This is a genomic window from Streptomyces sp. NPDC049577 (assembly GCF_040675635.1).
GTDB lineage: Bacteria > Actinomycetota > Actinomycetes > Streptomycetales > Streptomycetaceae > Streptomyces.
The window spans coordinates 1-8,816 of the sequence record NZ_JBFAPH010000261.1; the positions used below are offsets into that span (position 1 = coordinate 1).

An 8,816-nucleotide genomic window follows, 5' to 3' on the forward strand; every position below is an offset into this window, starting at 1 on the left:
TCGCGGTCGCCTCCTACATCGGGGCGGCGTACTGGTTCACCTCCTCCACATCCTTCGCCAACCCGGCTGCGACCATCGGCCGCGCCTTCACCGACCCGTCGACGCGCTCAACAACGGCGACTGGACCGGCAAGACGCGCGTGGTCCGGGTGAACGACTGGACGACGCACTGGACGTACCGGGACGTCATCACGGTCGTGGAGGGCGCCGGCCCGAACCTCGACTGCATCATGCTGCCGAAGGTGCAGGACGCCCAGCAGATCGTCGCCCTGGACCTGCTGCTGACGCAGATCGAGAAGACCATGGGCTTCGAGGTCGGTCGCATCGGCATCGAGGCGCAGATCGAGAACGCCAAGGGCCTGGTGAACGTCGACGCCATCGCCGCCGCCTCACCCCGGCTGGAGACGATCATCTTCGGGCCGGCGGACTTCATGGCCTCGATCAACATGAAGACGCTGGTGGTGGGCGAGCAGCCGCCCGGTTACCCGGCGGACGCCTACCACTACATCCTGATGCGCATCCTGATGGCCGCCCGCGCCCACGACCTCCAGGCGATCGACGGCCCTTACCTCCAGATCAAGAACGTCGACGGCTACCGCGAGGTCGCCGGCCGTGCCGCGGCGCTGGGCTTCGACGGCAAGTGGGTGCTGCACCCGGGCCAGGTGGAGGCGGCCAACGAGGTCTTCTCGCCCACGCAGGAGGACTACGACCACGCCGAGCTGATCCTGGACGCGTACGACTGGTGCACCTCCGAGGCGGGCGGCAAGAAGGGTTCGGCCATGCTCGGCGACGAGATGATCGACGAGGCCAGCCGCAAGATGGCCCTGGTCATCGCGGGCAAGGGCCGCGCCGCGGGGATGACCCGCACGTCCAAGTTCGAGATCCCGGAGGCGTGAGCGCGATGCAGTTCGGTCGTACCTACGAAGAGTTCACCGTCGGTGACGTCTACAAGCACTGGCCCGGGAAGACGGTCACGGAATACGACGACCACCTCTTCTGCCTGCTGACCATGAACCACCACCCGCTGCACATGGACAGCAATTACGCGGAGAAGACGACCGACTTCGGCAGGAATGTCGTGGTCGGCAACTACATCTACTCCCTGCTGCTCGGCATGTCCGTACCGGACGTCTCCGGCAAGGCGATCGCCAATCTGGAGATCGAGTCGCTCAAGCACGTCGCGCCGACCTTCCACGGCGACACGATCTACGGCGAGACGACCGTGCTGGACAAGACCCCCTCGAAGTCCAAGATCGACCGCGGGATCGTGTACGTCGAGACCCGCGGCTACAAGCAGGACGGCACCCTGGTCTGCGTCTTCCGCCGCAAGGTGATGGTGCCGACCGCCGAATACACCGAGAAGCGCGGCGGGGAGCAGCCCGGCCGCCCCGAGCCGATCATCCGGGAGAAGTGAGATGGGGCGCCTCGCGCGGACCGAAGGACTGACGGACATCCAGCGGGAAATCCTCGCGACGGTCCGTGAATTCGTCGACAAGGAGATCATCCCGGTCGCGACCGAGCTGGAGCACCGGGACGAGTACCCGACCCGGATAGTCGAGGGCCTCAAGGAACTCGGCCTCTTCGGCCTGATGATCCCGGAGGAGTACGGCGGTCTGGGTGAGTCCCTTCTCACATACGCGCTCTGCGTCGAGGAGATCGCCCGGGGCTGGATGAGTGTGTCCGGAATCATCAATACGCACTTCATCGTCGCCTACATGCTCAAGCAGCACGGCACCCAGGAACAGAAGGACCACTTCCTGCCGCGCATGGCGACGGGCGAGGTGCGTGGCGCGTTCTCGATGTCGGAGCCCGGGCTGGGCTCGGATGTGTCGGCGATCACGTCCAAGGGCGTGCGCGACGGGGATGAATACGTCCTGAACGGTCAGAAGATGTGGCTGACCAACGGCGGCTCGTCCACGCTCGTCGCGGTGCTGTGCCGGACCGACGAGGGGCACCCGGAGGGGACGGCCCCGCACAAGTCGATGACCACCTTCCTGATCGAGAAGGAGCCCGGTTTCGGCCAGGTCAAGCCGGGTCTGACCATCCCCGGCAAGATCGAGAAGATGGGCTACAAGGGCGTCGACACCACCGAGCTGATCATGGACGGGCTGCGGGTTCCGGCCGACCGGGTGCTCGGCGGGACGACCGGCCGGGGCTTCTACCAGATGATGGACGGCGTCGAGGTCGGCCGCGTGAACGTCGCGGCACGTGGCTGCGGTGTCGCACAGCGTGCCTTCGAGCTGGGCGTGTCCTACGCGCAGCAGCGTCAGACCTTCGGAAAACCCATCGCGCAGCATCAGGCGATTCAATTCAAACTCGCCGAAATGGGGACAAAGGTCGAAGCCGCCCATGCGATGATGGTGAATGCGGCGCGGAAGAAGGACTCGGGCCAGCGCAACGACCTGGAGGCGGGCATGGCCAAGTACCTCGCCTCCGAGTACTGCAAGGAGGTCGTCGAGGACGCCTTCCGCATCCACGGCGGTTACGGCTTCTCCAAGGAGTACGAGATCGAGCGCCTCTACCGGGAGGCGCCGATGCTGCTCATCGGTGAAGGAACGGCCGAGATCCAGAAAATGATCATTGGCCGCCGGCTGCTCGAGGAGTACCGGACCCAGGGCTGATTGCCGGATTCGAGGGGATATGGCAGCGTTTTAACCGAGAACAAGATCACACCCTGTCATCGGTCTTCGGCCACGGACTGGCCCCGGCGCTTGGCCAGTTGCCGCCCGCAACCGATAGCATCCCCCAAAGCCGCCGTCCCCCGATCATTACGCGGCCCCCTCCGCTACGAAGGTCACCCATGCCCCACAGCTCTTCCTCTGCACCACGCGACAGCCTCGTCGGCGTACGCCTCGCGCGCGGAGCATCGCCGTGGCTCCTCCCCACCGTCGCCACGGCAGCGGTCAGCCTCGCCAAGGCCCGCCGCTCCGGGCGCTGGGCGGCCCTGGCCGTGCCCGCCACCGCGCTGGCGGCGGGCATGCTGTGGTTCTTCCGCGACCCCGACCGCGAGATCGCCCAGGGCAGGGTCATCTCGCCGGCCGACGGCGTCGTGCAGAGCATCATGCCCTGGAAGGACGGACGCACCCGCGTCGCGATCTTCATGAGCCCGCTGAACGTCCACGTCAACCGCGCGCCGATGGCCGGCACCGTGACGTCCGTCGAGCACATCCCCGGCGGCTTCGTCCCGGCCTTCAACAAGGAGAGCGAGAACAACGAGCGCGTCGTCTGGCACTTCGACACCGAGCTCGGCGACATCGAGATGGTGCAGATCGCCGGCGCCGTCGCCCGTCGCATCGTTCCCTACCTCGACGCGGACGCCAAGGTCGAGCAGGGCGAGCGGATCGGCCTGATCCGCTTCGGTTCGCGCGTCGACGTCTACCTCCCCGAGGGCGTCGAGGTCGCGGTCGAGGTCGGCCAGCCCACCACGGCAGGAGTGACACGCCTTGACCGTGATTGATCCCGACACACAGGCCGCCTGGGTCCCGGAAGCGGAGTCCGACGACACGGACGACATGCCGCTGTCCACCCGGCTGTCGATAGCGGACACCCTCACCCTGGGTAACGCGATCTGCGGCTTCATGGCCGTCTACTTCACGACCACCGGCGTCCTCATCCCGCATCTGACGGGCAACGAGGACGGCGGCATGGCCCGGCACAGCGCGGCCACGGCCGTGATACTGATGCTGCTCGCGTCGGTCTTCGACCTCTTCGACGGGCTCGTGGCGCGCAAGCTGCGCGCCTCCGCGATGGGGGCGGAGCTGGACAACCTCTCCGACCTGATCAGCTTCGGGCTGGCGCCGGCGTACTTCGTGGTGGTCTGGGGCATGGTCGCCGACGACGCGCACCAGCGGGTCTCGGCGGTCGCGGCGATCGTGGTGCTGCTGGCGGTCGTCCTGCGACTGGCCCGCTTCTCGTGCGTCCAGCTGCGGGACGGCATCTTCCAGGGCATGCCGAGCCCCTTCGGCGCGCTGACGGTCGTCTCGATCGTGCTCCTGGAGCTGCCCTTCGTCCCGACGCTGCTCGCGATCGTGGGCGTGGCGTGGCTGATGGTCAGCCGGGTCGAGTACCCCAAGCCGCGGGGCCGGCTGGCGGTGGCCATGCTCAGCTGGATCGTCCTCAGCATGGGGCTGCTGGCCGCGTGGGCCTTCGACGCGCCCGGTGGCGAGCTGCTCCTCCAGACGGGCTGCGCCCTGCAGCTCGTGCTGGGCGCGGTGATCCCGCTGTTCGCCACGGCGCGGCGGGTGAACACGTTCCGCGACAACCGCCGCGAGGCGCGTGCCGCGCAGCTGCCGTAACGCTTGCCGCGAAGGGCCCCGGACAACACCGTTCGGGGCCCTTCGCGTTTCCGGGTATGCGCGGCCCGGTGGTCGCTCCTGTCTTTTCCCACCCGCCCGCCCGTTCCCCGGAACGTTCCGGGGAACGGGCGGGCGGGTGGGAAAAGACAGGAGCGACCACCGGGCCGCGCATACCCGGAAACGCGAAGGGCCCCGAACGGTGTTGTCCGGGGCCCTTCGCGGCAAGCGTTACGGCAGCTGCGCGGCACGCGCCTCGCGGCGGTTGTCGCGGAACGTGTTCACCCGCCGCGCCGTGGCGAACAGCGGGATCACCGCGCCCAGCACGAGCTGCAGGGCGCAGCCCGTCTGGAGGAGCAGCTCGCCACCGGGCGCGTCGAAGGCCCACGCGGCCAGCAGCCCCATGCTGAGGACGATCCAGCTGAGCATGGCCACCGCCAGCCGGCCCCGCGGCTTGGGGTACTCGACCCGGCTGACCATCAGCCACGCCACGCCCACGATCGCGAGCAGCGTCGGGACGAAGGGCAGCTCCAGGAGCACGATCGAGACGACCGTCAGCGCGCCGAAGGGGCTCGGCATGCCCTGGAAGATGCCGTCCCGCAGCTGGACGCACGAGAAGCGGGCCAGTCGCAGGACGACCGCCAGCAGCACCACGATCGCCGCGACCGCCGAGACCCGCTGGTGCGCGTCGTCGGCGACCATGCCCCAGACCACCACGAAGTACGCCGGCGCCAGCCCGAAGCTGATCAGGTCGGAGAGGTTGTCCAGCTCCGCCCCCATCGCGGAGGCGCGCAGCTTGCGCGCCACGAGCCCGTCGAAGAGGTCGAAGACCGACGCGAGCAGCATCAGTATCACGGCCGTGGCCGCGCTGTGCCGGGCCATGCCGCCGTCCTCGTTGCCCGTCAGATGCGGGATGAGGACGCCGGTGGTCGTGAAGTAGACGGCCATGAAGCCGCAGATCGCGTTACCCAGGGTGAGGGTGTCCGCTATCGACAGCCGGGTGGACAGCGGCATGTCGTCCGTGTCGTCGGACTCCGCTTCCGGGACCCAGGCGGCCTGTGTGTCGGGATCAATCACGGTCAAGGCGTGTCACTCCTGCCGTGGTGGGCTGGCCGACCTCGACCGCGACCTCGACGCCCTCGGGGAGGTAGACGTCGACGCGCGAACCGAAGCGGATCAGGCCGATCCGCTCGCCCTGCTCGACCTTGGCGTCCGCGTCGAGGTAGGGAACGATGCGACGGGCGACGGCGCCGGCGATCTGCACCATCTCGATGTCGCCGAGCTCGGTGTCGAAGTGCCAGACGACGCGCTCGTTGTTCTCGCTCTCCTTGTTGAAGGCCGGGACGAAGCCGCCGGGGATGTGCTCGACGGACGTCACGGTGCCGGCCATCGGCGCGCGGTTGACGTGGACGTTCAGCGGGCTCATGAAGATCGCGACGCGGGTGCGTCCGTCCTTCCAGGGCATGATGCTCTGCACGACGCCGTCGGCCGGCGAGATGACCCTGCCCTGGGCGATCTCGCGGTCGGGGTCGCGGAAGAACCACAGCATGCCCGCCGCCAGCGCGGTGGCGGGCACGGCCAGGGCCGCCCAGCGCCCGGAGCGGCGGGCCTTGGCGAGGCTGACCGCTGCCGTGGCGACGGTGGGGAGGAGCCACGGCGATGCTCCGCGCGCGAGGCGTACGCCGACGAGGCTGTCGCGTGGTGCAGAGGAAGAGCTGTGGGGCATGGGTGACCTTCGTAGCGGAGGGGGCCGCGTAATGATCGGGGGACGGCGGCTTTGGGGGATGCTATCGGTTGCGGGCGGCAACTGGCCAAGCGCCGGGGCCAGTCCGTGGCCGAAGACCGATGACAGGGTGTGATCTTGTTCTCGGTTAAAACGCTGCCATATCCCCTCGAATCCGGCAATCAGCCCTGGGTCCGGTACTCCTCGAGCAGCCGGCGGCCAATGATCATTTTCTGGATCTCGGCCGTTCCTTCACCGATGAGCAGCATCGGCGCCTCCCGGTAGAGGCGCTCGATCTCGTACTCCTTGGAGAAGCCGTAACCGCCGTGGATGCGGAAGGCGTCCTCGACGACCTCCTTGCAGTACTCGGAGGCGAGGTACTTGGCCATGCCCGCCTCCAGGTCGTTGCGCTGGCCCGAGTCCTTCTTCCGCGCCGCATTCACCATCATCGCATGGGCGGCTTCGACCTTTGTCCCCATTTCGGCGAGTTTGAATTGAATCGCCTGATGCTGCGCGATGGGTTTTCCGAAGGTCTGACGCTGCTGCGCGTAGGACACGCCCAGCTCGAAGGCACGCTGTGCGACACCGCAGCCACGTGCCGCGACGTTCACGCGGCCGACCTCGACGCCGTCCATCATCTGGTAGAAGCCCCGGCCGGTCGTCCCGCCGAGCACCCGGTCGGCCGGAACCCGCAGCCCGTCCATGATCAGCTCGGTGGTGTCGACGCCCTTGTAGCCCATCTTCTCGATCTTGCCGGGGATGGTCAGACCCGGCTTGACCTGGCCGAAACCGGGCTCCTTCTCGATCAGGAAGGTGGTCATCGACTTGTGCGGGGCCGTCCCCTCCGGGTGCCCCTCGTCGGTCCGGCACAGCACCGCGACGAGCGTGGACGAGCCGCCGTTGGTCAGCCACATCTTCTGACCGTTCAGGACGTATTCATCCCCGTCGCGCACGCCCTTGGACGTGATCGCCGACACATCCGAGCCCAGCCCGGGCTCCGACATCGAGAACGCGCCACGCACCTCGCCCGTCGCCATGCGCGGCAGGAAGTGGTCCTTCTGTTCCTGGGTGCCGTGCTGCTTGAGCATGTAGGCGACGATGAAGTGCGTATTGATGATTCCGGACACACTCATCCAGCCCCGGGCGATCTCCTCGACGCAGAGCGCGTATGTGAGAAGGGACTCACCCAGACCGCCGTACTCCTCCGGGATCATCAGGCCGAAGAGGCCGAGTTCCTTGAGGCCCTCGACTATCCGGGTCGGGTACTCGTCCCGGTGCTCCAGCTCGGTCGCGACCGGGATGATCTCCTTGTCGACGAATTCACGGACCGTCGCGAGGATTTCCCGCTGGATGTCCGTCAGTCCTTCGGTCCGCGCGAGGCGCCCCATCTCACTTCTCCCGGATGATCGGCTCGGGGCGGCCGGGCTGCTCCCCGCCGCGCTTCTCGGTGTATTCGGCGGTCGGCACCATCACCTTGCGGCGGAAGACGCAGACCAGGGTGCCGTCCTGCTTGTAGCCGCGGGTCTCGACGTACACGATCCCGCGGTCGATCTTGGACTTCGAGGGGGTCTTGTCCAGCACGGTCGTCTCGCCGTAGATCGTGTCGCCGTGGAAGGTCGGCGCGACGTGCTTGAGCGACTCGATCTCCAGATTGGCGATCGCCTTGCCGGAGACGTCCGGTACGGACATGCCGAGCAGCAGGGAGTAGATGTAGTTGCCGACCACGACATTCCTGCCGAAGTCGGTCGTCTTCTCCGCGTAATTGCTGTCCATGTGCAGCGGGTGGTGGTTCATGGTCAGCAGGCAGAAGAGGTGGTCGTCGTATTCCGTGACCGTCTTCCCGGGCCAGTGCTTGTAGACGTCACCGACGGTGAACTCTTCGTAGGTACGACCGAACTGCATCGCGCTCACGCCTCCGGGATCTCGAACTTGGACGTGCGGGTCATCCCCGCGGCGCGGCCCTTGCCCGCGATGACCAGGGCCATCTTGCGGCTGGCCTCGTCGATCATCTCGTCGCCGAGCATGGCCGAACCCTTCTTGCCGCCCGCCTCGGAGGTGCACCAGTCGTACGCGTCCAGGATCAGCTCGGCGTGGTCGTAGTCCTCCTGCGTGGGCGAGAAGACCTCGTTGGCCGCCTCCACCTGGCCCGGGTGCAGCACCCACTTGCCGTCGAAGCCCAGCGCCGCGGCACGGCCGGCGACCTCGCGGTAGCCGTCGACGTTCTTGATCTGGAGGTAAGGGCCGTCGATCGCCTGGAGGTCGTGGGCGCGGGCGGCCATCAGGATGCGCATCAGGATGTAGTGGTAGGCGTCCGCCGGGTAACCGGGCGGCTGCTCGCCCACCACCAGCGTCTTCATGTTGATCGAGGCCATGAAGTCCGCCGGCCCGAAGATGATCGTCTCCAGCCGGGGTGAGGCGGCGGCGATGGCGTCGACGTTCACCAGGCCCTTGGCGTTCTCGATCTGCGCCTCGATGCCGATGCGACCGACCTCGAAGCCCATGGTCTTCTCGATCTGCGTCAGCAGCAGGTCCAGGGCGACGATCTGCTGGGCGTCCTGCACCTTCGGCAGCATGATGCAGTCGAGGTTCGGGCCGGCGCCCTCCACGACCGTGATGACGTCCCGGTACGTCCAGTGCGTCGTCCAGTCGTTCACCCGGACCACGCGCGTCTTGCCGGTCCAGTCGCCGTTGTTGAGCGCGTCGACGGGTCGGTGAAGGCGCGGCCGATGGTCGCAGCCGGGTTGGCGAAGGATGTGGAGGAGGTGAACCAGTACGCCGCCCCGATGTAGGAGGCGACCGCGA

General features: G+C 67.4%; 9 protein-coding genes and 1 pseudogene. 5 read left to right on the forward strand and 5 right to left on the reverse strand.

What is annotated here, in order from left to right:
* Positions 1-97: 97 nt before the first annotated feature.
* From AB0K09_RS24495 to pssA (AB0K09_RS24515), 5 genes and pseudogenes are all read left to right on the forward strand, one after another.
* Positions 98-895 (forward strand): annotated as a pseudogene (locus tag AB0K09_RS24495) (CoA ester lyase); the annotation flags it as partial.
* A gap of 5 nt (positions 896-900) precedes the next feature.
* Entirely contained in the window at positions 901-1,413 is a 513-nt protein-coding gene (locus AB0K09_RS24500; RefSeq protein ID WP_366067535.1) for a MaoC family dehydratase, read from the forward strand.
* A gap of 1 nt (position 1,414) precedes the next feature.
* The gene (locus AB0K09_RS24505; protein WP_366067531.1) at positions 1,415-2,620 is read left to right on the forward strand and encodes an acyl-CoA dehydrogenase family protein; all 1,206 of its coding nucleotides are present in this window, start codon (positions 1,415-1,417) and stop codon (positions 2,618-2,620) included.
* Positions 2,621-2,799: 179 nt separating this feature from the next.
* The gene (locus AB0K09_RS24510; protein ID WP_366067532.1) at positions 2,800-3,456 is read left to right on the forward strand and encodes a phosphatidylserine decarboxylase; all 657 of its coding nucleotides are present in this window, start codon (positions 2,800-2,802) and stop codon (positions 3,454-3,456) included.
* On the forward strand, positions 3,443-4,294 hold the full coding sequence (gene pssA / locus AB0K09_RS24515) for a CDP-diacylglycerol--serine O-phosphatidyltransferase (RefSeq protein WP_366067533.1): 852 nt from the start codon (positions 3,443-3,445) through the stop codon (positions 4,292-4,294). Before AB0K09_RS24510 ends, pssA (AB0K09_RS24515) begins: the two co-directional genes overlap by 14 nt.
* A 228-nt stretch (positions 4,295-4,522) precedes the next feature.
* Here the strand turns inward: pssA (AB0K09_RS24515) and pssA (AB0K09_RS24520) are convergent, their stop codons facing one another.
* The 5 genes from pssA (AB0K09_RS24520) to AB0K09_RS24540 all read right to left on the reverse strand — a co-directional run.
* Positions 4,523-5,374 carry a CDP-diacylglycerol--serine O-phosphatidyltransferase gene (gene pssA, locus AB0K09_RS24520; RefSeq protein WP_366067533.1) on the reverse strand — a complete coding sequence of 284 codons (852 nt, stop codon included), beginning with the start codon at positions 5,372-5,374 and terminating at the stop codon, positions 4,523-4,525.
* Positions 5,361-6,017, reverse strand: a complete 657-nt coding sequence (locus tag AB0K09_RS24525) for a phosphatidylserine decarboxylase (protein ID WP_366067532.1) — start codon at positions 6,015-6,017, stop codon at positions 5,361-5,363. The genes pssA (AB0K09_RS24520) and AB0K09_RS24525 overlap by 14 nt, the downstream gene beginning before the upstream one ends.
* A 179-nt stretch (positions 6,018-6,196) precedes the next feature.
* Positions 6,197-7,402, reverse strand: a complete 1,206-nt coding sequence (locus AB0K09_RS24530; RefSeq protein WP_366067531.1) for an acyl-CoA dehydrogenase family protein — start codon at positions 7,400-7,402, stop codon at positions 6,197-6,199.
* Between the two features lies 1 nt (position 7,403).
* Entirely contained in the window at positions 7,404-7,916 is a 513-nt protein-coding gene (locus AB0K09_RS24535; protein WP_366067535.1) for a MaoC family dehydratase, read from the reverse strand.
* 5 nt (positions 7,917-7,921) lie between these two features.
* Positions 7,922-8,816, reverse strand: an 895-nt coding sequence (locus AB0K09_RS24540; protein ID WP_366067534.1) for a CoA ester lyase, incomplete at its 5' end; no start/stop codon positions are given.

What these genes read in the sequence shown, in the direction of transcription:
- AB0K09_RS24500 (WP_366067535.1), top strand. Translation starts at nt 901, where the DNA reads ATGCAGTTCGGTCGTACCTACGAAGAGTTCACCGTCGGTGACGTCTAC.
- AB0K09_RS24505 (WP_366067531.1), top strand. Translation starts at nt 1,415, where the DNA reads ATGGGGCGCCTCGCGCGGACCGAAGGACTGACGGACATCCAGCGGGAA.
- AB0K09_RS24510 (WP_366067532.1), top strand. Translation starts at nt 2,800, where the DNA reads ATGCCCCACAGCTCTTCCTCTGCACCACGCGACAGCCTCGTCGGCGTA.
- AB0K09_RS24525 (WP_366067532.1), bottom strand. Translation starts at nt 6,017, where the DNA reads ATGCCCCACAGCTCTTCCTCTGCACCACGCGACAGCCTCGTCGGCGTA.
- AB0K09_RS24530 (WP_366067531.1), bottom strand. Translation starts at nt 7,402, where the DNA reads ATGGGGCGCCTCGCGCGGACCGAAGGACTGACGGACATCCAGCGGGAA.
- AB0K09_RS24535 (WP_366067535.1), bottom strand. Translation starts at nt 7,916, where the DNA reads ATGCAGTTCGGTCGTACCTACGAAGAGTTCACCGTCGGTGACGTCTAC.